This window comes from Pseudomonas sp. E6002 (assembly GCF_013385565.1).
Taxonomy (GTDB): domain Bacteria; phylum Pseudomonadota; class Gammaproteobacteria; order Pseudomonadales; family Pseudomonadaceae; genus Aquipseudomonas.
The window spans coordinates 315,045-337,571 of the sequence record NZ_JACAPT010000022.1 but is presented as its reverse complement, the minus strand read 5'-3'; the positions used below and the strand labels follow the sequence as shown (position 1 = coordinate 337,571).

The 22,527-nt window shown below is 61.8% G+C and carries 19 protein-coding genes; 8 read left to right on the top strand and 11 right to left on the bottom strand.

All coding sequences use genetic code 11. The annotated features are described in order from the left end of the window. Positions 1 to 66: 66 nt before the first annotated feature. Both HX815_RS18505 and HX815_RS18500 read left to right on the top strand, forming a co-directional pair. Positions 67 to 489: a phasin family protein gene (locus HX815_RS18505; protein ID WP_134325603.1), complete on the top strand. Its 423-nt coding sequence runs from the start codon at positions 67 to 69 to the stop codon at positions 487 to 489. A 12-nt stretch (positions 490 to 501) separates the two neighbouring features. After that, positions 502 to 1,512: a phasin family protein gene (locus tag HX815_RS18500; RefSeq protein ID WP_102367937.1), complete on the top strand. Its 1,011-nt coding sequence runs from the start codon at positions 502 to 504 to the stop codon at positions 1,510 to 1,512. Positions 1,513 to 1,683: 171 nt separating this feature from the next. Here the strand turns inward: HX815_RS18500 and HX815_RS18495 are convergent, their stop codons facing one another. The 10 genes from HX815_RS18495 to HX815_RS18450 form a co-directional block, all read right to left on the bottom strand. Next, positions 1,684 to 2,304, bottom strand: coding sequence for a TetR/AcrR family transcriptional regulator (locus HX815_RS18495; RefSeq protein ID WP_177028680.1), 621 nt, complete (start codon positions 2,302 to 2,304; stop codon positions 1,684 to 1,686). 27 nt (positions 2,305 to 2,331) lie between these two features. Then, positions 2,332 to 4,014: a class II poly(R)-hydroxyalkanoic acid synthase gene (gene phaC / locus HX815_RS18490; protein WP_177028679.1), complete on the bottom strand. Its 1,683-nt coding sequence runs from the start codon at positions 4,012 to 4,014 to the stop codon at positions 2,332 to 2,334. Between the two features lie 101 nt (positions 4,015 to 4,115). Continuing rightward, positions 4,116 to 4,961 (bottom strand): poly(3-hydroxyalkanoate) depolymerase, encoded by an 846-nt coding sequence (gene phaZ, locus HX815_RS18485; RefSeq protein ID WP_003209316.1) that lies wholly within the window; start codon positions 4,959 to 4,961, stop codon positions 4,116 to 4,118. Positions 4,962 to 5,150: 189 nt separating this feature from the next. Continuing rightward, complete coding sequence (gene phaC / locus HX815_RS18480) at positions 5,151 to 6,830, bottom strand: class II poly(R)-hydroxyalkanoic acid synthase (protein ID WP_102605853.1); 1,680 nt, start codon at positions 6,828 to 6,830, stop codon at positions 5,151 to 5,153. A 249-nt stretch (positions 6,831 to 7,079) separates the two neighbouring features. Beyond that, complete coding sequence (locus HX815_RS18475) at positions 7,080 to 7,457, bottom strand: gamma-butyrobetaine hydroxylase-like domain-containing protein (RefSeq protein ID WP_003209319.1); 378 nt, start codon at positions 7,455 to 7,457, stop codon at positions 7,080 to 7,082. Positions 7,458 to 7,619: 162 nt separating this feature from the next. Further along, the gene (gene hslU / locus HX815_RS18470; RefSeq protein WP_003209321.1) at positions 7,620 to 8,957 is read right to left on the bottom strand and encodes an ATP-dependent protease ATPase subunit HslU; all 1,338 of its coding nucleotides are present in this window, start codon (positions 8,955 to 8,957) and stop codon (positions 7,620 to 7,622) included. 38 nt (positions 8,958 to 8,995) lie between these two features. Beyond that, the gene (gene hslV, locus HX815_RS18465; protein WP_003209323.1) at positions 8,996 to 9,526 is read right to left on the bottom strand and encodes an ATP-dependent protease subunit HslV; all 531 of its coding nucleotides are present in this window, start codon (positions 9,524 to 9,526) and stop codon (positions 8,996 to 8,998) included. Between the two features lie 256 nt (positions 9,527 to 9,782). After that, positions 9,783 to 10,487, bottom strand: coding sequence for an SPOR domain-containing protein (locus HX815_RS18460; protein WP_003209324.1), 705 nt, complete (start codon positions 10,485 to 10,487; stop codon positions 9,783 to 9,785). A gap of 1 nt (position 10,488) precedes the next feature. Beyond that, a complete protein-coding gene (argS, locus tag HX815_RS18455; protein WP_177028678.1) occupies positions 10,489 to 12,225 on the bottom strand; it encodes an arginine--tRNA ligase in 1,737 nt (578 codons plus the stop codon). Positions 12,226 to 12,394: 169 nt separating this feature from the next. Next, positions 12,395 to 14,614, bottom strand: coding sequence for a primosomal protein N' (locus HX815_RS18450; protein WP_008439257.1), 2,220 nt, complete (start codon positions 14,612 to 14,614; stop codon positions 12,395 to 12,397). A 296-nt stretch (positions 14,615 to 14,910) separates the two neighbouring features. Here HX815_RS18450 and rpmE point away from each other — a divergent pair, with 296 nt between their 5' ends. The 3 genes from rpmE to HX815_RS18435 all read left to right on the top strand — a co-directional run bounded on the left by rpmE (position 14,911) and on the right by HX815_RS18435 (position 17,421). Further along, positions 14,911 to 15,141 (top strand): 50S ribosomal protein L31, encoded by a 231-nt coding sequence (rpmE, locus tag HX815_RS18445; RefSeq protein ID WP_003209330.1) that lies wholly within the window; start codon positions 14,911 to 14,913, stop codon positions 15,139 to 15,141. Positions 15,142 to 15,182: 41 nt separating this feature from the next. After that, on the top strand, positions 15,183 to 15,971 hold the full coding sequence (locus HX815_RS18440) for a thermonuclease family protein (RefSeq protein WP_177028690.1): 789 nt from the start codon (positions 15,183 to 15,185) through the stop codon (positions 15,969 to 15,971). A 181-nt stretch (positions 15,972 to 16,152) separates the two neighbouring features. Next, the gene (locus HX815_RS18435; RefSeq protein WP_003209334.1) at positions 16,153 to 17,421 is read left to right on the top strand and encodes a malic enzyme-like NAD(P)-binding protein; all 1,269 of its coding nucleotides are present in this window, start codon (positions 16,153 to 16,155) and stop codon (positions 17,419 to 17,421) included. A 195-nt stretch (positions 17,422 to 17,616) separates the two neighbouring features. On the opposite strand, the gene HX815_RS18430 is transcribed toward HX815_RS18435, so the two are convergent. Continuing rightward, positions 17,617 to 20,073, bottom strand: coding sequence for a penicillin-binding protein 1A (locus HX815_RS18430; protein WP_371136002.1), 2,457 nt, complete (start codon positions 20,071 to 20,073; stop codon positions 17,617 to 17,619). 220 nt (positions 20,074 to 20,293) lie between these two features. Between HX815_RS18430 and pilM the strand changes: the two genes are divergently transcribed. Genes pilM through HX815_RS18415 form a run of 3 tightly spaced genes read left to right on the top strand, consistent with a single transcriptional unit; the run spans position 20,294 to position 22,520 of the window. Further along, positions 20,294 to 20,947, top strand: a complete 654-nt coding sequence (gene pilM / locus HX815_RS18425; RefSeq protein ID WP_023659347.1) for a type IV pilus biogenesis protein PilM — start codon at positions 20,294 to 20,296, stop codon at positions 20,945 to 20,947. Then, positions 20,947 to 21,498: a PilN domain-containing protein gene (locus tag HX815_RS18420; protein WP_177028676.1), complete on the top strand. Its 552-nt coding sequence runs from the start codon at positions 20,947 to 20,949 to the stop codon at positions 21,496 to 21,498. Before pilM ends, HX815_RS18420 begins: the two co-directional genes overlap by 1 nt. Beyond that, entirely contained in the window at positions 21,495 to 22,520 is a 1,026-nt protein-coding gene (locus HX815_RS18415) for a pilus assembly protein PilP (protein WP_177028675.1), read from the top strand. Before HX815_RS18420 ends, HX815_RS18415 begins: the two co-directional genes overlap by 4 nt. Positions 22,521 to 22,527 lie beyond the last annotated feature (7 nt).

Here is a 22,527-nt window from a genome sequence, read left to right as displayed (position 1 = left end):
CTACTTTGTGCCCAAGCCCCCAACTTCTGTGGGCAGTTCCTCCCCCCTTTATGCGTGAGGTGCACCATGGCCAAAGTTATTTTGAAGAAAAAAATTGCTACCGGAACTAACGCCCTGACTGACGTTAAATCCTATGCCCGCAAGATCTGGCTGGCCGGTTTGGGGGCTTACGCCAAGGTCGGAAGCGAGGGCGCCGAGTACTTCAAAGAGCTGGTTAAGACTGGTCAACATGTTGAAACTAAAGGCAAAAAAGTTGTGATTGAACAACTTGATGCAGCCAACAGTCAGATTGATCAAGTCAAGAGCGAAGTCTTCGGCGTCAAAGGTCGAGTCGAAGTGCAACTGGATAAAGTTGAAAGCGCTTTTGATAGTCGTGTTGGAAGTGCCTTGAATCGGATCGGCATTCCGTCTAAACATGACGTGGAGACACTCTCTGCTAAGCTCGATGAGCTGACGGCATTGCTCGAACGTGTCGCGCGTAAACACTAAGGAGACAACGGGATGGCTGGTAAAAAGACTACTGATAAAGAAGGCAGCTCGTGGATCGGGGAAGTTGAAAAATACTCCCGCAAGATCTGGCTGGCCGGTTTAGGCGTGTACTCGAAGGTGAGCAGTGACGGCGGTAAATACTTCGAGACTTTGGTTAAAGACGGCGAGAAGGCCGAGAAGTTGACCAAGAGCACAGTGGGTAAACAAGTCGATGCGGCAAAGGCTTCCGCCGGTTCTGCCAAATCACGTATCAGCGACAAGTGGGGCGAACTGGAAGGGGCTTTTGACAAGCGCCTGAACAGTGCCATTTCGCGACTGGGCGTACCTAGCCGTACTGAAGTGAAAGCGCTGCACAGCAAGGTCGATACCTTGACCAGGCAAATCGAAAAACTCACCGGCCTCAAAGCTGCGCCAGTTGCGGCTAAAACTGCAGCGGCTAAACCGGCTGCCAAGCCTGCCGCGAAAACTGCAGCGGCCAAGCCTGCTGCTAAAACCGCCGCTAAACCGCTGGTCAAGGCCGCCGCCAAACCGGCAGCCAAGCCAGCCGCCAAGGCGCCGGCCAAAGCTGCTGCAAAACCGGCTGCCAAGCCTGCGGCGAAAACCGCAGCGGCTAAACCGGCCGCCAAGCCTGCCGCTAAACCAGTGGCCGCTAAAGCAGCTGCAAAACCTGCGGCGAAACCTGCAGCCAAGCCGGCAGCAAAAGCAGCAGCCAAGCCAGCGGCGAAAACCGCTGCCGCCAAACCTGCTGCTGCCAAGCCAGCCGCTGCGAAACCTGCAGCCAAGCCGGTTGCTGCCAAACCCGCCGCCAAGCCTGCGGCTGCAAAACCTGCAGCGGCCAAGCCAGCTGCAAAACCGGCTGCGGCGAAGAAGCCGGCCGTAGCCAAAAAGCCAGCAGCGCCGAAGCCAGCGGTAGCGGCCAAGCCTGCAACTGCAGCGCCGGCGACCAACTCGGTCACGCCACCGACGCCTGCTGCTACCCCGACTGCAACGCCGGCAAGCCCGACGCCTACCAGTCAGTCCTGATTTTTACGGGACACATAAAAACGCCCGGCCTGCGAAGGTCGGGCGTTTTTTATGGAATCTACAGAACAACACAAATCCAATGTGGGAGCGGGCTTGCTCGCGAAAGCGGTGGATCAGTCACACATGTGCTGACTGACACTCCGCTTTCGCGAGCAAGCCCGCTCCCACATTTTAGTCCGCGTCGTCCAGGTAGCGCAGCGCCAACCTCTCTGTCGCCAGCCTCGCCGGCATCAGCAGATGCGGGGCCACCAGCATCATGATCTGGTACACCACCACCCGCACCTCACCTTCTCGGTCGAGAATCCGCTGGTAGTCCAGGGAAAACAGCAAGGTCATGGTGATCTGTTCCACCAACTGCCCCAGCGCCTGGGTTTCACTGACCAGTTGCCCATCCGTCTTGAGGCGGGCCAGCAACGAGGCCAGCGTGCGCTTGAGCGCCGTCAGCAGGTTGCGGATGCCCTTGGCCAGTTTCGGCAGGCGGCCCGCCAGGTTCGACAGGTCCTGGAACAGAAACCGATAGTGCGCCATGCGCTCCACGATCAGGTGCAGGAACAGCCAGTAATCCTCGGCCGCCAGTTGTGCGTCTTCCGGCGGATCGAGCAACGGCGCCAATTCGTTTTGAAAGCGCTCGAACAGCCCGAGCACCAACGGTTCCTTGCCATGGAAGTGGTAATAGAGATTGCCGGGGCTGATCCCCATTTCATTGGCCACCTCCATGGTCGACACGTTCGGCTCGCCCTTGTGGTTGAACAACTGCAAGGCACATTCAAGGATACGGTCGCGGATCTTCATCCAGTCTTCTTAAAGTCGTCGTGGGGCTCAGCGGACTCGCACATAGGTGCCCGGCGCCGCTTCCATCGGTGGGTAATTCTGGTTGCCCAGGGCGGTCAGTGTTTCGCGCTGCACACCGGAGCGCTGCTGGATCCACGCCAGCCAGTTGGGCCACCAGCTGCCCTCGACATGATTGGCGTCGTAGTACCAGGCGCGCGGGTCGCTGCTCAGCTTGAGGTTCTCGACGTAGTTGGCCTTGGGGTTGCCCGGCGGGTTGAGGATGCTCTGGACATGCCCGCTGTTGGACAGAATGAAGCGCTTGTCGCCGCCCAGCAGCTGGGTGGAGCGGTACACCGCGTCCCACGGCGTGATGTGGTCGTTGATGCCGCCCACGCTGAAGCTGTCCACCGTCACCTTCTGCAAGTCGACAGGCGTGCCGCACACCTCCAGGCCGCCGGGGTGGCTCAGCGGGTTGTGCTTGAAGAAGTCCAGCAAGTCGCCATGCAGCGCGGCGGGCAGGCGGGTGTTGTCGTTGTTCCAGTACAGGATGTCGAAGGCCGGCGGTTCCTTGCCCAGCAGGTAATTGTTGATCCAGTAGTTCCAGATCAGGTCGTTGGGACGCATCCAGGCGAATACCTTGGCCATGTCCCGGCCGTCGAGTACGCCTTGCTGGTAAGAGCGGCGCTTGGCGGCTTCCAGCGTCTGTTCGTCGGCGAACAGGATGGCGGGGCTGTCGATCTGGCTGTCCAGCAGGCTCACCAGGTAGCTGGCGCTGGAGATGCGGCGCAGCTGGCGCTTGGCCTGCAGATGGCCTTGCAGCGCGGCGATGGTCAGGCCACCGGCGCAGGCGCCCATCAGGTTGACCTCACGGGCGCCGGTGATTGCGCGGGTTACGTTCAGCGCTTCTTCCAAAGCCGCGACGTAGGTGGACAAGCCCCATTCGCGGTGGCGTACATCCGGGTTGCGCCAGCTGACCATAAACACTTGCAGGCCATTTTTCAGGGCGAACTGGACGAAGCTGTTGTTCGGGCTCAGGTCGAAAATGTAGTACTTGTTGATTTGCGGCGGCACCACCAGCAGCGGCTTGGCGTACTGTTTTTCGCTCATGGGCTTGTACTGGATCAGCTCCAGCAGTTCATTGCGAAACACCACCGAACCGGGTGTGGTGGCCACCGTCTTGCCGACTTCAAAGGCCTGCTTGGTGACCTGGCGCGGCAAGCCGTTGTTGTGCAGCAGGTCGTCGAACAGGTTGCTGACGCCACGCACCACGCTGTTGCCGCCGGAGTTGAGCAGCTCCTTGATCGCCAGCGGGTTGAGCAGGGTGTTGGATGGCGACACCGCATCGTTGAGCAGGGCAAAGGCAAAGTGCGCCCGGGCCCGGTCGTCGGCGCTGAGGTTGCTGTCGTCGATCCAGTGGCGGGTCTGTTTTTGCCAGCTCAGGTAGGCTTGCAGGCTGCGCCGATAAAACGGGTTGAGCTGCCAGGTCGGGTCGGCGAAGCGGTTGTCCTTCGGGTTCGGCTCGTGCACAGTTTCCCCGAGCAGCACGCGGCCCAATTGCCCGCCCAACTTCAAGGCGTGGCGGGCGGTGTGCACCGGATTGCGCAGGCCGTGTGCGGCGACGCTGCGCAGGGTCGAGAGCAAATCCCGGCCGCGCAGGCCGGTGATCGCACTTTCAATATTGATGAACGCGGCGGGTGTGGGCACCGGGTTCGATACGGGTCTTTCTCGCATGCGCCAACACTCCTTCGTCAAGCCATCAACAAGCACGCCAATTCAGAACCATAGTCGGTTCTGGCCAAGTTGCGCGGCGCGGTCGTCCTGACCGCTGCCGTCTAAAGTGCGGGTTGCGGGTGAATCACCGCCCTCAGGCGTTCCTCCTGGAGAAACTTCATGATGATCGGCGCCACGGCCTCGGCCCGGGTAATCAGGAACAGATGGCCGTCGTCGATGATGTGCAATTGGGCGTTGGGAATACGCCAGGCCAGCATGCGCATGTTGATCAGCGGGATCAGTGGGTCGTCGTCGCCGGCCAGCACCAGGGTCGGCTGCTTGATCTTGTGCAGCCAGTGGATGCTGGTCCAGCCAAGCCCGGCGAACAGTTGCCAGTAGTAACCCAGCTTGCCCGCCGAACGCACTTTGCTCGCGTGTTCGGCGGCCAGTTTCGAATCCCGACGGAAGGAGCCGCCGTAGATCATCGGTGCAATGCGCACCACGTGGGACGGTTGGATATAACGCCGGGGGCTGGCCATCAGCCACAAGACCTTCGGCTTGCCCGGCACCATGAAGGCACCGGCGGCGGTGGCGGCCAGAATCAGCTTCTTGCAGCGTTCCGGATAGTCATAGGCGAACTGCTGCGCCAGCGCGCCGCCCCAGGAAACGCCCACCGCGTTGACCTGGCCATAGTCCAGGTAGTCGAGCATGCGCGCGGTGAGTTTGGCCAGGCCGGGAAAGCGATAAGGCCGGCTTGGGGTCGACGAGCCGCCGACGCCTGGCACATCAAAGGCAATCACTTCCAGGTCCGGGTCCAGGGCCTGGACGAACGGAAACACCAGCTCAAGGTTGGCGCCGATGCCATTGAAAATCAGCAGCGGCGTCAAGTGAGGCTTGCCCGGGCGTACCGCCGTGCGGATGGCTTGGCCATCCAGGTCGATGGTACGGAAGATGAACGGTTGCGGCATGGGCTTACCCTGCAAAGTGGCGCGCTATTCCCTGTCGGAACTCGGTCAGTGTGGGAGCGGCGGTGCGACGATTCGACTTGCTCGCGAAGGCGGTGAATCCGTCTCTAGATGCATCAACTGACACACCCCCTTCGCGAGCAAGCCCGCTCCCACAGTTGATACCGTTCCAGTCACAAAAGTGTGTGTGCTTTATCGTTCATGTACATAAGTGCCCGGCGCCGCTTCCGCCGCTGCATAAGTCTTGTTGCCCAGGTTCGCAGGCGCCTTCTTCAACTTGCCCGACCGCTCCGCCTGCCACGCCTGCCAATGCAACCACCACGAATCGGTGTGCTTGGTGGCGTTCTCCTGCCAGTCCAGGGCCTTGCCCGGCATCGTATCGCTGGTCTGGTAACGCGATTTTGGATTGCCCGGCGGGTTCAGAATGCTCTGGATATGCCCGCTGCTGGACAGCACAAACTCCACCTTGCCGCCAAACAGCTGTGCCGACTTGTAGCAGGACTGCCAAGGCGTGATGTGGTCGTTGGTGCCGGCCAACGAATAGATATCGGCAGTGACCTGCTTCAGGTCGATCGGCGTGCCGCACACTTCCAGGGCATTGGCCCGCACCAAGGGATTGTTCTTGAACAGTTCGATCAGGTCGCCATGGAACGCGGCCGGCAAGCGGGTGGTGTCGTTGTTCCAGAACAGGATGTCGAACACCGGTGGCTCGTTGCCCAGCAGGTAGTTGTTGACCCAGTAGTTCCAGATCAGGTCATTGGGGCGCATCCAGGCAAACACCTTGGCCATGTCGCGGCCTTCCAGCACACCGGCCTGGTAGGAATGGCGCTTGGCTGCTTCCAGGGTCTGTTCGTCGACGAACAACGCCACCTGGGTGTCCAGGGTGGTGTCCAGCACGCTCACCAGCAGGGTCAGGGCGTTGACCTTCTTCTCGCCCAGCGCCGCGTAGTGGCCCAGCAGGGCGGTGCAGGTGATGCCGCCGGAGCAGGCGCCGAGCATGTTGATGTCTTTGCTGCCGGTGATCGCGCTCACCACATCGACCGCTTCTTTCAGCGCCTCGATGTAGGTCGACAGGCCCCACTCGCGCTGGGCCTTGGTCGGGTTGCGCCAACTGACGATAAACGTCTGCTGGTTATTGCGCAGGCAGAAGCGCGCCAGGCTCTTGTCCGGGCTCAGGTCGAATACATAGAACTTGTTGATCTGCGGCGGCACTACCAGCAGCGGACGTTCGTGCACCTGCTCGGTGATCGGCCGGTACTGGATCAGCTCCAGCACATCGTTGCGAAACACTACGGCGCCTTCGGTGGTGCCCAGGCTCTTGCCCACTTCAAAGGCGCCCATGTTGACCTGGCTCGGCATGCCGCCGTTGTGCACCATGTCCTTGGCCAGGTTGGACAGGCCATCCAGCAGGCTCTTGCCGCCGGTTTCAAAGAAGCGTTTGACCGCCGCCGGGTTGGCTGCGCTGTTGGTGGGCGCCATGGCTTCGGTCATCAGGTTGATGACGAAGTGGCCGCGGCTGATGTCGTGTTCCGACAGGTTGCTGTCACCGATCCAGTCGTGCAGCTCCTTGCGCCACGCCAGGTAGGTTTGCAGGTAACGTTTGTAGAGCGGGTTCTGGGTCCACGCCGGGTCGTTGAAACGACGGTCGTCGGCCTCGGGTGTCAGCTGTGATTTGCCGAACACCACGTTCTTCAATTCGACGCCGAAATGGGCGACATGCTTGACGCTGTGCAACGGTTGTTTGATGGCCTGGGTCAGCACCATCCGAGCGGATGCCAGTAAATCCTTTTTCCGTAACGCGATGATCGGGTTCAGCCCCAGGGTGTTTTCCGAGGCCTGGCGTTTCAAGTCATCGTTGTTCTTGTTACTCATCTACGACGCTCCATTGTCCGACAGACGAGTACCGGGTACCGCTGTGTACCACTACTTGCCACACAGCACAGCCTGGTACTACTGCTCGGGTGACCGTTAATACCGCATCGTCAAATGCAGGGAACTTGCCAGTTCCATTGGTTACCCGAGTTTAATTTTTTTCGCAAGCGGGCCAATCGTTGGCCACGACAGAGGGGCATTCAAGCAGATGGAATTAGAAAATGCCCACTAATGAGCAAGAGGCCTGGGCTAGAGCATCAGCCGCACGACCGACTGGCTCGGGTCGCGGGTTTTTCCGGCGGCTTTCAGCTCGGCAAGATAATCAGCCCACAGCGCGTCCTGACGCACGGCAAGTTGATAGAGGTAGTCCCAGGTGAACAATCCGCTGTCATGGCCATCGTCGAAGGTCAATTTCAGTGCGTATTGGCCGGCGGGTTCGATCTTGGTCAAGCCGACATTGAGCTTGCCGAATTGCAGGATCGGTTTGCCGTGGCCCTGGACCTCGGCGGAGGGGGAGTGCACGCGAAGGAATTCGGCGGGCAGTTGATACACCTCGTCGGGACCGTAGGTGAGGCCCAGGGTCCTGGAGGCTTTGTGCAGGTTGATGGCGGTAGGCAGTTTGGTCATTTGGGGAACCGCTCAGAGATGATCCTGAAGGAACCGGCTTTAAACTGTGGGAGCGGGCTTGCTCGCGAATGCGGTGGGTCAGTTCATGCAATTGTGACTGACCCACCGCATTCGCGAGCAAGCCCGCTCCCACATTAAAGCAGAGCGGTTCCTGCGTGAGGCTTACAGGATATAACGAGACAGATCTTCGTTCTGCGCCAATTCGCCCAAGTGGCTGTTGACGTAGTCGGCGTCGATCTTGATTGCCACGCCATTCTGCGCGCCCGCCATGTCGCCGGCACTGAAGGACACTTCCTCCAGCAGGCGCTCAAGCAGGGTGTGCAAGCGACGGGCACCGATGTTCTCGGTCTTCTCGTTGACCTGCCAGGCAATCTCCGCCAGACGCTTGATACCGTCCGGCAGGAACTCAATCCCCAGGCCTTCGGTTTTCAGCAGCTCGCGGTATTGCTCGGTCAGCGACGCATGCGGCTCGCTGAGGATGCGTTCGAAATCGCCCGGCGTCAGCGCTTTCAGCTCAACGCGAATCGGCAGGCGGCCTTGCAGCTCCGGCACCAGGTCGCTTGGCTTGCTCAGGTGGAACGCACCGGACGCGATAAACAGGATGTGGTCGGTCTTGACCATGCCCAGCTTGGTGTTGACGGTGCAGCCTTCGATCAGCGGCAGCAGGTCGCGCTGCACGCCTTCGCGGGACACGTCGACGCCGCCGGAATTGCCGCGCTTGGCCACCTTGTCGATCTCGTCGATAAACACGATGCCGTGCTGCTCGACCGCTTCCAGGGCCTTGGCCTTGAGTTCTTCCTCATTCACCAGGCGCCCGGCTTCTTCGTCGCGCACCAGTTTCAGCGCTTCCTTCACCTTGAGCTTGCGGCTTTTCTTCTTGCCCTTGCCCATGTTGGCGAACAGGTTCTGCAACTGGCTGGTCATTTCTTCCATGCCAGGCGGTGCGGAGATGTCGACGCCGGACACTTCGGCGACTTCGATCTCGATTTCCTTGTCGTCCAGCTGGCCTTCACGCAGGCGCTTGCGGAACAGCTGGCGGGTGTTGGAATCCGAGCTCGGTGCGGCGTCTTCGTTGAAGCCCATGCGTGCCGGTGGCAGCAGGGCGTCGAGGATGCGTTCTTCGGCGGCGTCTTCGGCGCGATGGCTGACCTTGGTCATTTCCTGTTCGCGCAGCAGCTTCAGGGCAGCGTCGGCCAGGTCACGAATGATCGACTCGACGTCACGGCCCACATAGCCCACTTCGGTGAACTTGGTGGCTTCGACCTTGATGAACGGAGCATTGGCCAGCTTGGCCAGGCGCCGGGCGATCTCGGTTTTACCGACACCGGTCGGGCCGATCATCAGGATGTTCTTGGGGGTTACTTCAACGCGCAATTCTTCGGGCAGTTGCATCCGGCGCCAGCGGTTACGCAGGGCGATGGCAACGGCGCGCTTGGCATCGTCCTGGCCGATGATATGGCGATTGAGTTCATGGACGATTTCGCGGGGAGTCATGGACATAGTAATTGGCGGTCCTCAAGCGGGAATAAGCCTGCGGCTTATTCGGCGAGGTCCTGCTCCTCAATGGTCAGGTTGTGGTTGGTGAAGACACAGATGTCGCCAGCGATACCCAGGGCCGTCTCGACGATTTCCCGGGCCGACAGGTCGGTTTTCTTCAGCAGGGCGCTGGCAGCGGCCTGGGCGTAACCGCCGCCGGAACCCATGGCGATCAGGCCTTCTTCGGGTTCAACCACGTCGCCGTTGCCGGTGATGATCAGCGAGGCGTCTTTGTTGGCGACGGCCAGCATGGCTTCCAGGCGGCTGAGGGAGCGGTCGGTGCGCCATTCTTTGGCGAGTTCGACGGCGGCACGGACCAGATGGCCCTGGTGCTTCTCAAGTTGGCCTTCAAAGCGCTCGAACAGGGTAAAGGCGTCAGCGGTGGCGCCGGCGAAACCGGCGAGGACCTGGCCGTGGTACAGGCGACGGACTTTTTTCGCGTTGCCTTTCATCACGGTATTGCCAAGTGAAACCTGGCCGTCGCCGCCCATGACGACTTTGCCGTGGCGGCGAACTGAAACGATGGTGGTCAAGGGGAGAGTCTCCACGCTGCGGGGCGAAAATGCCCTGATGGAACTCATATGGGGGTGGCGGGGGGGATTTCAACTGTAGGACGGGAGGGCGGACGAGTGGTGTTTATGTGTCGGACTCGGTCCTGAGGCCGATGAAAATCAAATGTGGGAGCGGGCTTGCTCGCGAATGCGGTGTATCAGTCACTGGAAATATTGACTGGTCTGGCGCCTTCGCGAGCAAGCCCGCTCCCACATAGGTACTGCTGTGTATCCGGAATCAGCGGCTCTGGCGTTGTTGTAACAACAGGTTGCTAAACCCGGCGCCGGCCAGTTGCTTCTGCGCCACGGTCAGCTGTTCACGGTTGCTGAACGGCCCTACCAGCACGCGATACCAGGTCGCATCCTTAACCGTCCCGGACTCCACCGTCACCGCCTGCCCCAACAGAATAATCTGCGCGCGCACACGGTCCGCATCCGCCTGTTTCGGGAACGAGCCCGCCTGCAGGAAGAACTTGGTCACCGGCGCGGCCTTGGTGGTGGCGACCGGCGGCGGTGGCGGCGGGGTAATCCCGGCCAGCGCAGCCTGGGCCCGGGCCGTGTCGATCTTCGCTGCTTCCGCCGGGGTAACCGGCGTAGTCGGCACCGGCTGCGGCGTCGGCAGGGTTTTCTCCGGCACGGCGTCCGGCGGCACGATCACTTCCGATTCCGGTAGCAGCGTGTAGAAGTCGTATTTCGGCTTCACCGGCGCAGTCGGGCTAGGCGGTGTCTTGTTCGCCTCGGCCATTTTCGTGGCCTTCTGCTGTTCTTGCTTGACCCGTTTGACGTCATCGCCCTTGCCCGGGTCGAGCTTCATCAGGAACACCACAAACGCGCCGACCGTCAGGCCGATGGCCATCCACAACCAGCCCGGAATAGGCTTCTTCGCCGGTGCCTGGTAGCGGCTGGCGCCGCGCTTGGGTGCAGGTTTTTTCTTGGCAGCCAACTTACATACGCTCCAGAGTTTCCAGGCCCAACAATTCCAGGCCTTGCTTGAGGGTCCGTCCTGCCAGTGCGGCGAGGCGCAGGCGGCTCTGCTTTTGGGCTTCGTCGTCTGCGGTCAGGATCGGGCAGTTCTCGTAGAAGCTGGAGAACAAACCGGCGACTTCGTACAAATAGGTGCAGAGGATGTGCGGTGTGCCTTTTTCGCCGACGCTGTTCAGCACTTCGCCGAATTGCGCCAGTTTGGCGGCCAGCTCCTGCTCGTGTGGCGCCTCAAGGTTGATCTGGCCTTCGACTTCGCTGAAGTCCTTGCCCAGCTTGCGGAACACACCGGCCACCCGCGTGTAGGCATACAGCAGGTACGGCGCAGTGTTGCCTTCGAAGTTGAGCATCAATTCGAAGTTGAAGCTGTAGTCGCTGGTGCGGTGCTTGGACAGGTCGGCGTATTTCACCGCGCCAATCCCCACGACGCGGGCGATGTTGCGCAGGTCGGCTTCGGCCAGCTCCGGGTTCTTTTCCTTCACCAGGTTGTAGGCGCGGTCCTGGGCTTCGTTCAGCAGGTCGATCAGCTTCACGGTGCCGCCGTCACGGGTCTTGAACGGGCGGCCATCGGCGCCGTTCATGGTGCCGAAGCCCATGTGCTCCATCTGCATCGGATGGGTCACGAAACCGGCGCGGCGCGCCACTTCGAACACTTGCTGGAAGTGCAGGGCCTGGCGCTGGTCAACGAAATACAGGGCACGGTCGGCTTTCAGCACGCCGCTGCGGTAGCGCACGGCGGCCAGGTCGGTGGTGGCGTAGAGGTAGCCGCCATCGGCCTTGACGATGATCACCGGCAGCGGGTCGCCGTCGGCGGTCTTGAATTCTTCGAGGAACACGCACTGCGCGCCGTTGCTTTCAACCAGCAGGCCCTTGGCCTTGAGGTCGTTGACCACGTTGATCAGGTCGTCGTTGTAGGCGCTTTCGCCCATCACGTCGGCCATGGTCAATTTGACGTTGAGCAGCTCGTAGATTTCCTGGCAGTGGGACAGCGAGATCTCGCGGAAGCGGCCCCACAGTTCCAGGCATTCGGCATCGCCGGCTTGCAGCTTGACCACCAGGCCACGGGCGCGGTCGGCGAATTCTTCGGATTCGTCGAAACGCTTCTTGGCGGCGCGGTAGAAGTTCTCCAGGTCCGACAGCTCGTTGCTGGTGATCGGGTTTTCCTGCAGATAGGCCATCAACATGCCGAACTGGGTACCCCAGTCGCCCACGTGGTTCTGGCGGATCACGTCATCGCCGAGGAACTCCAGGACCCGCGCCACGCCGTCACCGATGATGGTGGAGCGCAGGTGGCCCACGTGCATTTCCTTGGCCAGGTTCGGTGCCGACAGGTCGATGGCCACGCGCTGTGCCGGGCCGGCCTTGCGTACGCCGATCTTGGCATCCGCCAGGGCCGCGTCCAGGCGCGAAGCCAGGGCCTGGGTGTTCTGGAAGAAGTTGATAAAGCCTGGGCCGGCGATTTCAGCCTTGGTCACCTGCGGGTCGGCCGGCAGCGCGGCGATGATTTTTTCCGCCAGGTCGCGCGGCTTCAGGCCGGCCGGCTTGGCCAGCATCATCGCGATGTTGCTGGCGAAATCACCGTGAGTCTTGTCACGGGTATTTTCCACCTGGATCGCCGGCGACAGGCCTTCAGGCAACACACCTTCGTTGACGAGTTGGGTGAGGGCTTGTTGGATCAGCTGGCGAATGGTGTCTTTCATGGTGTTCTCTTTCGACCGCAAGCGGTGGCGCGCGATGCGCAGGTGGAAAAACTGGGCATTATCCGTGGCGAGGGCGGGCTTGCCAACCTTCGCGGGACCTCGACGGACGATTAACCTGTGGCGAGGGAGCTTGCTGTGGCGAGGGAGCAAGCTCCCTCGCCACAGGGGTTTAGTACAAATCTACCGGGTCTACGTCCAGCGACCATCTCACCTGGCGACCACTGGGCATTTGCTCCAGCGCAAGTAACCAGCTGCTTAATAAACGATGCAGCGGCGCGCGGGCACTGGCTTGCAAGAGTAGCTGGGCGCGGTAGCGCCCGGCGCGGCGTTCCATCGGTGCTGGCACCGGGCCCAATAGCTCGATGCCGGTCAGACCCAGTTCCCCCAGCAAACGTTCAGCCTCGCTGCACGCTTCATCCAGGAAACCTTCGGCCTGCCCCGGCTTGTGCGCTTCGGCCCGCAGCAGCGCCAGATGCGCAAACGGTGGCAAACCTGCCGAGCGTCGCTCGCTCAAGGCCTGTTCGGCGAAGGCAAAGTAGCCTTGTTCTGTCAGTTGAATCAGCAGCGGGTGGTCGGCCAGGTGCGTCTGGATGATCACTTTGCCCGGCTCTTCGGCCCGCCCGGCCCGGCCTGCGACCTGCACGATCAACTGCGCCATGCGCTCGCTGGCGCGAAAATCCCCGGAGAACAGCCCGCCGTCGGCATCCAGGATCGACACCAGGGTCACCCGTGGGAAGTGATGCCCTTTGGCAAGCATCTGCGTGCCCACCAGAATGCACGGCTGGCCCTTCTGGATCGTGGCGAACAACTGATTCATCGCGTCCTTGCGCGAGGTGCTGTCGCGGTCGACCCGCAGCACCGGGTAATCCGGGAACAGGATGCCCAGTCGTTCTTCGGCGCGCTCGGTACCCGCACCCACCGGTCGCAAGTCGACTTTGCCGCACTGCGGGCAGTGCCGCGGCACCCGCTCCACATGGCCGCAGTGATGGCAGCGCAACTCGCCGGAGCGCTGGTGCACGGTCATTCGCGCGTCGCAGCGATTGCACTCGGACATCCAGCCGCAGTCGTGGCACAGCAGCGTCGGCGCAAAACCCCGGCGGTTGAGGAACACCAGCACTTGCTGGCCCGCCGCGAGGGTTTGCCCGATGGCTTGCTGCATCGGCCCGGAAATGCCGCTGTCCAGCGGGCGACTTTTTACATCCAGGCGCAGGAAGCGGGGCTGCTTGGCACCGCCGGCACGTTCATTGAGACGCAGCAGGCCGTAGCGCCCGGTGTAGGCGTTGTGCAGGCTTTCCAGGGAAGGCGTGGCCGAGCCCAGCACAATCGGGATGTTTTCCTGGCGAGCACGCACCAGCGCCAAGTCGCGGGCGTGGTAGCGCAGGCCTTCCTGCTGTTTATAGGAGCCGTCGTGTTCTTCGTCGATGATGATCAGCCCGGGATTTTTCATCGGGGTGAACAGCGCCGAACGGGTGCCGATAATAATGTCGGCCTCGCCGTCCCGGGCGGCGAGCCAGGATTCCAGGCGCTCGCGGTCGTTGACCGCCGAGTGCACCAGGGCGATGCGCGCGTTGAAACGCTGCTCGAAACGCGCCAGGGTTTGCGGGCCGAGGTTGATCTCGGGGATCAGCACCAGTGCCTGTTTGCCGGCTTCGAGGGTTTCGCGGATCAGTTGCAAATAGACTTCGGTCTTGCCGCTGCCGGTGACGCCGGCCAGCAGGAACGCGTGGAAGCTGTCGAAGCCGGCGCGAATTGCCTCGTAGGCGGCGCGTTGTTCGGGGTTGAGCGGCAATTCCGGCTGAGCCAGCCAGTGTTCGTGGCGCTCGCCGGGGGCGTGCTTGCGGATTTCCACCTGCACCAAGCCCTTGGCCAGCAGCAAGTCCAGGCTGTCCTTGCTCAGCATCAGCTTGCTTAACAGCTGATGGGCGACGCCGTGGGGATGCTGGGCCAGGGTTGCCAGGGCTTCACGCTGGCGCGGGGCGCGGGCGATGCGCGGGTCGTCCATGCGCGCCCCCGGGACCATCGACCAGAAACGCTCCTGACGCGCCTCGGCCAGTTCGCCCTGGCGCAACAGCACCGGCAGCGCCCAGCTCAAGGTGTCGCCGAGGCTGTGCTGGTAATACTGCGAGGTCCACAGGCACAGTTTGAACAGTGCGGGCGGCAGCGGCGGCGTGCTGTCGAGGATGGCCACGGCGGGCTTGAGCTTCTCGGCGGGCACTTCGCTGTGATCGGCGACTTCCACCAGGATGCCGATCATCTCCCGCCGGCCAAACGGTACCCGTACGCGCATGCCGGGCTGCAACTGCGACCGCAATACGCCGGCAGGGGCCCGATAATCGAACAGGCGGCGCAGGGGCGAGGGCAGGGCGAGGCGCAAAATGGCGTCGGGCACGCGGGGGTTCTCATATGACGGGCGGCGAAGAAGGGCGGGAGCCTAGCAGACCAGCGGTGGATGTGGGAGCCGGGCTTGCCCGCGATAGTATCGACACGGTGCACCTGAGGCACCGCGGCGCCTGCATCGCGGGCAAGCCCGGCTCCCCAGGGCCTTGTGTATGCCGCGCTTTTCTGATGAAAGGGGCCGTTGTGCTTCTTGCGCGTTTAAAAAGGTCTGGTAGAATCCGCGGCCTAATTACGTGCGGTATTCAACAATAGTGTTGATTGGCGGCACGCTAGCCTGAGGAATACACCATGAAAGCCGATATCCATCCAAACTATGTTGCCATCGACGTTACCTGCAGCTGCGGTAACAAGTTCGAAACCCGTTCGACTTTCGGCAAAGCTCTGCCAATCGACGTGTGCAACGAGTGCCACCCGTTCTACACCGGTAAGCAGAAGACTCTGGATGTTGGCGGCCGTGTTGACCGCTTCAAGACCCGCTTCGGTGCTTTCGGCGCTAAAGCTGCTCCTAAAGCCGAGTAAGGCTGGTCCGCTTGGATGGCCTGTATGGCTTGTCCTCGCTGATGAAAAAGGCGTCCCTCGTGGGCGCCTTTTTTGTGTCTGCGATTTGGCTGGCGCCCGCCCAGGCCGAGGTGTTCTGCCCGGCGCCCAGGGATTTCGCGACCTTCGACGTGCAGCGGGTAGTGGATGGCGACACCGTGCGCCTCAAGGACGGCCGCAGCATACGCATGATCGGCGTCAATGCCCCGGAAACCGGCAAGCAGGGGCGCACTGACGAGCCCTTCGCCGTGGCTGCTCGCGAGCGCCTGCAAAGTCTTGTGGACGCGAGCGGTGGGCGCGTTGGCGTGGTGCCCGGACGGGAGAGCAAGGACCGTTACGGCCGCACCCTGGCCCATCTCTACGGTGCCAATGGAGCAAATCTGGAGGCACAGTTGCTCGCCGAAGGCCTTGGCTTCCAGGTGGCCGTCGCGCCGAATGTGGAACTGGTGGCCTGCCAGCAAGCCGCCGAACGCAGCGCCCGGCAGGCCCGGCTGGGGGTGTGGCGCCGGTCACCGGTGGTCGATGCGGCGAAGATCCAGCGCTCGGGCTTTGCCGTGGTCAACGGCCGAGTGAGCAAAATCGAACGCAATCGCGGCGGAGTCTGGATTGAGTTGCAGGGCTCACTGGTACTGCGCATTGCACCCAATCTGGTGGGCCGATTCGACAGTGCGCTGTTGAAGGGTTTGCAGGGCCAGTCCATCGAAGCCCGCGGCTGGGTGCTGGACCGCTCCCGACGTGGCGGCCTGGAAAAGGGCCAGGCACGCTGGCTGTTGCCACTGACCGATCCCGGCATGCTCGAGCAGGCGCCGTAAGAAAAAATTGTAGACATTTTTCAGGTCGATTGTGAACAGTTGAGCCCTTGTATCCCGTGGCTCTTGGCCAAAAGTCGTAGGGCAGGGCCCTTGACACCTGTGACTGCCCAGTCTTGTGGGGACTTTGCGACACGCGTATCCTCGGCGGTCCGTCGACCAACAGTAAAAGCGGAATGCCGATATGTCTGATTTGAAAACTGCCGCTCTCGAATATCATGCCCATCCTCGTCCAGGAAAGCTGAGTGTAGAGCTCACCAAAGCCACTGCCACCGCCCGCGACCTGTCGCTGGCCTACAGCCCTGGCGTTGCCGAGCCCGTACGTGAAATCGCCCGCGATCCTGAACTGGCCTACAAGTACACCGGCAAAGGCAACCTGGTTGCAGTGATCTCTGATGGCACCGCGATCCTCGGCCTGGGTAACCTCGGCCCATTGGCTTCCAAGCCAGTCATGGAAGGTAAAGGCGTGCTGTTCAAGCGCTTCGCCGGCATTGACGTATTCGATATCGAAGTCGATTCCGAGAGCCCGCAGGCTTTCATCGACACCGTAAAGCGCATCTCCATCACCTTCGGTGGCATCAACCTGGAAGACATCAAGGCACCTGAGTGCTTCGAGATCGAAAAGGCCCTGATCGAACAGTGCGACATCCCGGTATTCCACGATGACCAGCACGGCACCGCGATCGTTACCGCGGCCGGCATGATCAATGCCCTGGAAATCGCCGGCAAAACCCTTGGCGAAGCCAAGATCGTTTGCCTGGGCGCCGGCGCCGCGGCCATCTCCTGCATGAAGTTGCTGGTGAGCATGGGCGCCAAGCTGGAAAACATCTACATGGTCGACAGCAAGGGCGTTGTGCAGTCCGAGCGTACCGACCTGAACCAGTACAAGGCGATGTTCGCGCATCCGTCCTCCAAGCGTACCCTGGCTGACGCCCTGGACGGTGCAGACGTGTTCGTTGGCCTGTCCGGCCCGAACCTGCTGAGCGCCGAAGGCCTCAAGTCCATGGCGGCCAACCCGATCGTGTTCGCGTGCTCCAACCCGGATCCGGAAATCTCCCCGGAGCTGGCCCACGCCACCCGTAGCGACGTGATCATGGCCACCGGCCGTTCGGACTACCCGAACCAGGTCAACAACGTACTGGGCTTCCCGTTCATCTTCCGTGGTGCCCTGGACGTTCGCGCCAAGCGCATCAACGAAGAGATGAAAGTCGCGGCCGCCAACGCCCTGCGCGAACTGGCCAAACTGCCGGTTCCTCAGGAAGTGTGCGACGCCTACGGCGGCATCAAGCTGGAATTCGGTCGTGAGTACATCATCCCGAAACCAATGGACAAGCGCCTGATCACCCTGATCTCCGATGCCGTGGCCAAAGCCGCAATCGAGACTGGTGTGGCCACCCTGCCGTATCCGAAGAACTACCCGCTGCAAAGCGTGGATGATGTGTTCAACGGCTAAGCCGTTGTAGCGCACCACCAAAAAGCCCCGGCTCTTGCGAGTCGGGGCTTTTTTTGTGGCTGGCAATTGACTCGAACCTGGCGGTGATCCAACTGTGGGAGCGGGCTTGCTCGCGAAGACGGTGTGTCAGTCGGCCCATCTGAGCCTGATACTCCGCTTTCGCGAGCAAGCCCGCTCCCACATTGGAACTGCGTGTTAGAACAAATCGATCGGCGCCGCCTCGTCCGCCGGCAGCGGGCTGCCCGGTGCAACACCATTGCCCAGCTCGTTGACCGACGGCGGCGTATCCTCGCTCTTGAACAGCTCGAAGTACGCATTCGGCGTGCTCGGCGCTGCTGCACGGCCGCTGACCGGGTCGATCCGCAGGCTCAGGATGCCTTCCGGTTCCGGCTGGGTATGCAGCGGCATATCCTTCAGCGCGGCGCCCATGTAGCTCATCCAGATCGGCAGCGCGACAGTGCCGCCGAACTCCCGGCGACCGAGGCTTTCCGGCTGGTCGTAACCGGTCCATACGGTGGTCACGTAGTCGGCGTTGTAGCCGGAGAACCAGGCATCCTTGGAGTCGTTGGTGGTACCGGTCTTGCCGGCGATATCGGCACGGCCCAGGGCCAGGGCGCGACGCCCCGTACCTTTCTTGATCACGTCTTCCAGGATGCTGTTGAGGATGTAGGTGGTACGGCCATCCACAACGCGTTCGGCTACCGCCGGCGCTTGTGGTGCGGCGGGAGCGCCGGCTGCCGGGGCTTCGCCTGGCGTCGGCTCGATGGTGATGCCGCCGTTGGCCGGTGCTGCCTGGCCGTCAGTGGCCGCGACGCCATTGACCACGTCGCCCGGGACCCGTGGTGGGTTGGCGGTGAACAGGGTTTCGCCGCTACGGCTTTCTATCTTGTCGATCAGGTACGGGGTGATCTTGTAGCCGCCGTTGGCAAAGGTGCTCCAGCCGGTGGCGATTTCCATCGGCGTCAGCGTGGCGGTACCCAGTGCCAGGGACAGGTTGGGCGGCAGGTCCGACTTGTTGAAGCCGAAGCGGGTGATGTAGTCGATGGTCTTGCCTACGCCCATCGCCTGCAGCAGGCGGATCGACACCAGGTTACGCGACTTGTACAGCGCCTCGCGGACGCGGATCGGGCCGAGGAAGGTGTTGGTGTCGTTCTTCGGGCGCCAGACCTTGTCCAGGTACTCGTCGACGAACACGATCGGTGCATCGTTGACCAGGCTGGCGGCGGTGTAGCCGTTATCCAGTGCAGCGCTGTAGATGAACGGCTTGAAGCTGGAACCCGGCTGGCGCTTGGCCTGGGTGGCGCGGTTGTAGTTGCTCTGCTCGAAGGCAAAACCGCCGACCAGGGCACGGATTGCACCGTTCTGCGGGTCAAGCGACACCAGGGCGCCCTGTGCCACCGGCACCTGGCTGAATTTCAGGCTGTCGTCCTTCTGGCGCTGCACACGAATCAGGTCGCCGACCTGGGCCACGTCCGACGGCTGCTTGGGCATCGCCCCCATGCTGTTGGTGTTCAGGAACGGGCGAGCCCATTTCATGCTGTCCCACGACACATGTTCTTCGCCGGTGCGGGTCAATACCTGCAGGCCATCTTTCTTCACCTGGGTGACGATGGCGGGCTCAAGGCCGCTGATCGGGCGCTGTTTGCCCAACTCGACGGTCCAGGCGCTCAGGGTCTTGCCCGGCAGGCGCGATTCAGGGCCGCGGTAGCCATGGCGCTGGTCATAGGCGACCAGGCCATCGTGTACCGACTTGTTGGCGATTTCCTGCAGGTTGCTCGGAATCGTCGTGGTCACGCGGAAACCTTCGGTGTACGCCTCGCTGCCATAGCGGCCGACCATCTCGGCACGGGCCATTTCGGCGATATACGGGGCATTCACTTCCGGGGTCGGCACGTGATAGCTGGCGTTCAGCGGCTCGGCCACCGCACTTTCGTACGCGGCCTGGTCGATCTTGCCCAGCTTGTACATGCGGCCCAGGATCCAGTCGCGGCGCTCTTTGCTGCGCGCCGGGTTGGCCAGCGGGTTGAAGCGCGAAGGCGCCTTGGGCAGGCCGGCAATCATCGCCATCTGCGCCAGGCTGGCGTCACGAATCGACTTGCCGTAGTAAACCTGTGAAGCCGCCTCGATGCCGTAGGCGCGGTTGCCCAGATAGATCTTGTTGACGTAGAGCTCAAGGATCTCGTCCTTGGTCAGCTGACGTTCGATCTGCAACGCCAGGAGGATTTCCGTGGCTTTGCGGGAAAAGCTGCGTTCGCTGGTGAGGAAGAAGTTCTTCGCCACCTGCATGGTGATGGTGCTGCCACCGGATTGAATGTGTCCGCTTTTTACCAACTGCGTGGCCGCCCGCACCAGGCTGCTTGGGTCGACGCCATAGTGATTGGCGAAGTTATCGTCTTCAGCCGACAGCAGGGCGTTGATGAAATTGGGTGGAATGTCGGCGAAACGGATCGGTGTGCGGCGCATTTCGCCGAACTCCGCGATCAGTTTTTCATCGCTGCTGTAGACCCGCAAAGGAATCTGCAACTGGATACTTCTCAGGGCCTCTACGGAGGGCAAACCCGGACTAAGGTAGAGATAGGCCCCGCTGAGCACGAGCATCAGCCCGCAGACGATCGCGACAATGGAGTACCCGAAAAACTTCAGCAGACGAATCAAGGCTTTTGGATTTCCAAGGAAAAGAATGGGTTAGGCGTCGGGGCATGCACGGCAAGTGGTGGATCGACCCGGCCAGCAGATAAACGCGGGAAAAAACGCTGGGCATTAAAGCATTTTTCGGCTTCGGGCGTCATTCGCGCCGCTCATACAAGCCGACCGAATGCAGGAAGCCTGGCAGCAATCAGTCCGTAAGACAGGGAAAGTTTTGGGGAGTTTTATGAGAAAGGGATTTTTCAGGCGAAAAGCCGATGCCGTCCTGGGTATCGACATCAATGACACCGGCGTCAGGCTGGTGGAGCTGGAGGCTTCAGGCACTGGCTACAGCGTGCGGGGCTACGCTATGCAGCAGTTGCCGGCCCATGCGGTGGTCGACAGCAGCGTGGTTGATTTCGATGCCGTCGCGCAGGCACTTTCCCGGGCGCTGGTACAGGCGCATACATCACTCAGGCATGCCGCTGTGGCCGTGGCAGGGCCCTCGGTGATTACCCGCGTGCTGGAGATGGACACGGGGCTGACGGATGCTGAAATGGTGCGTCGAATCCATGGGGAAGCAGACCAGTACATTCCTTATCCGCTGGAGGATGTGGCTATCGACTTCCAAGTGCAGGGCCCGTCGGCCCATGACCCGCAAAGCGTCGATGTGCTGCTGGTTGCCTGCCTCAAGGAACAGGTGGAGGCCCGTGAGGCGGTTTTGGCCCTTGCGGGGCTGGCGACGCGGATAGTGGATGTCGAAGCATTTGCATTGGCTCGCGCGGGCAGGCAGGCTTCGGACAGCATCACGCCGGGCCGTCGTGTCGATGGCGCGCAATGGGCCGTGGATGCCCAGGGAATGGGAGTGGCCTGCGGGCTCGCCCTGAGGAGTTTCGACTGATGACACGAATCAACCTGTTGCCGTGGCGCGCAGAACGGAATGAGCGGCGGCGCAAATATTTTCTGGTGTTTTTGGCGGGGGCTGCAGCGGTGGCGCTGGCTGCGGTTTGGCTGGCAGACCAGGTGATCGACCGTGCAATCGATCGGCAGTTGGCCCGCAATAACCAGTTGAGCCAGGGTGTCACCGGGCTCGACTCACGGATCAAGGCCATCGACGAACTGCATGAGCAGCGCCAGCAGTTGATGGAACGGATGAAAGTTGTGCAGGGTTTGCAGGACGGTCGTGCGGCGGGTGCTCAGTTGCTGGACCAGTTGGCCCGTGCCGTGCCGGACGGGGTGCAGTTGCGCGAAGTGAGCGTCGACGGCGGTTCTGTTTCCATCAGCGGCACGGCCGGATCGAACCGGGACATTGCTCAGTTCATGCGAGGCCTCGAAGCTGCCGAAGACTTGGAAGCGCCCCGGCTTCAACGGGTTCGCGGCGCGCAGGAGGGCGACGACAATGGCTTCCAGTTGACGGTTCGCCATGGACACTCGGATGAGGTGCGCCAATGAGAGGGGCGTCAGGCCTGCCAGGGCTGACGGAATCCGATATAACCCAGCTCTGCCAAAACGCCGCCAACTGGCCCTTGCCGGGCAAGGCGTTGCTGGCTGGCGCGGTGGTTTGCCTGCTGTGGGCAGTGGGCAATACCTTCTACTTGAGTGGGGCGCGGGAGCAACTGCGCCAGCTTGAGTCGCAGGAAGTGGCGCTTGAACAGCAGGTCGCGCTGAAAACCATCCAGGCTGCCGGCCTGGAGTCCCTGGTCCGCGAACTCGAAACAATGCGAGGCCATTTCGCCAACCTGTTACGGCGGCTGCCTGCCGACACCCAGGTACCCGGCCTGCTTGAAGATATTGGCCGCCTGAGTGCCGCCAATGGCTTGGTGCTGGAGGCCATCGAACTTCGGGATGACCAGCCTCGCGGCCTGTACATCGAATCGCCCATGCAGATTGGCGTCACCGGGACTTTTCACGACCTGGCGGCGTTCATCAACGGCATGGCCAGCTTGCGAGGAATTGTCACGGTGCATGACTTGGCATTCAGTCCTGTCGATCCCTCGGAGTTGCATCTCAGTCTGGTAGCCAGGACCTATCGTCACAACCGCCAGGCGGGCGATGACCCGAAGGTTGATTTGCACCCGCCGGCACAGGCTGTCGCCGAGCCCGGGCCGCAGCAAGTGGCCTACGATTTTGCAGCCTTGCGCGACCCTTTCCAGCCGCCCTCTCGCCAACTGGTTCGACCCGCCGGGCGACCGGCTGCCGGACCTGATCTCGCCAGACCTCGCGGAATCCTCGAAGGCTTCGCCGTGGAGCAGTTCGAAATGGTCGGGACCTTGTCCCTGGGGGCTCAAACCTTCGCCCTGCTGCGCGGAGCGTCGTCTGTCCATCGCCTGGCAATCGGCGATTACCTGGGCCCGGACCACGGGCGCATCACGGCGATTCATGACTCCCATGTCGAACTGGCCGAGCTTTTCCCGGATGGCCAGGGCGCGTGGCTGGAACGCTCGCAAACCCTTGCCCTGAACGTGAACTCATAACGGAAAC

What these genes read in the sequence shown, in the direction of transcription:
- HX815_RS18420 (WP_177028676.1), top strand. Translation starts at nt 20,947, where the DNA reads ATGACACGAATCAACCTGTTGCCGTGGCGCGCAGAACGGAATGAGCGG.
- HX815_RS18500 (WP_102367937.1), top strand. Translation starts at nt 502, where the DNA reads ATGGCTGGTAAAAAGACTACTGATAAAGAAGGCAGCTCGTGGATCGGG.
- phaC (WP_102605853.1), bottom strand. Translation starts at nt 6,830, where the DNA reads ATGAGTAACAAGAACAACGATGACTTGAAACGCCAGGCCTCGGAAAAC.
- HX815_RS18495 (WP_177028680.1), bottom strand. Translation starts at nt 2,304, where the DNA reads ATGAAGATCCGCGACCGTATCCTTGAATGTGCCTTGCAGTTGTTCAAC.
- phaZ (WP_003209316.1), bottom strand. Translation starts at nt 4,961, where the DNA reads ATGCCGCAACCGTTCATCTTCCGTACCATCGACCTGGATGGCCAAGCC.
- pilM (WP_023659347.1), top strand. Translation starts at nt 20,294, where the DNA reads ATGAGAAAGGGATTTTTCAGGCGAAAAGCCGATGCCGTCCTGGGTATC.
- HX815_RS18440 (WP_177028690.1), top strand. Translation starts at nt 15,183, where the DNA reads ATGAAAAAGGCGTCCCTCGTGGGCGCCTTTTTTGTGTCTGCGATTTGG.
- HX815_RS18415 (WP_177028675.1), top strand. Translation starts at nt 21,495, where the DNA reads ATGAGAGGGGCGTCAGGCCTGCCAGGGCTGACGGAATCCGATATAACC.
- HX815_RS18505 (WP_134325603.1), top strand. Translation starts at nt 67, where the DNA reads ATGGCCAAAGTTATTTTGAAGAAAAAAATTGCTACCGGAACTAACGCC.
- HX815_RS18475 (WP_003209319.1), bottom strand. Translation starts at nt 7,457, where the DNA reads ATGACCAAACTGCCTACCGCCATCAACCTGCACAAAGCCTCCAGGACC.
- hslU (WP_003209321.1), bottom strand. Translation starts at nt 8,957, where the DNA reads ATGTCCATGACTCCCCGCGAAATCGTCCATGAACTCAATCGCCATATC.
- argS (WP_177028678.1), bottom strand. Translation starts at nt 12,225, where the DNA reads ATGAAAGACACCATTCGCCAGCTGATCCAACAAGCCCTCACCCAACTC.
- rpmE (WP_003209330.1), top strand. Translation starts at nt 14,911, where the DNA reads ATGAAAGCCGATATCCATCCAAACTATGTTGCCATCGACGTTACCTGC.
- HX815_RS18435 (WP_003209334.1), top strand. Translation starts at nt 16,153, where the DNA reads ATGTCTGATTTGAAAACTGCCGCTCTCGAATATCATGCCCATCCTCGT.
- phaC (WP_177028679.1), bottom strand. Translation starts at nt 4,014, where the DNA reads ATGCGAGAAAGACCCGTATCGAACCCGGTGCCCACACCCGCCGCGTTC.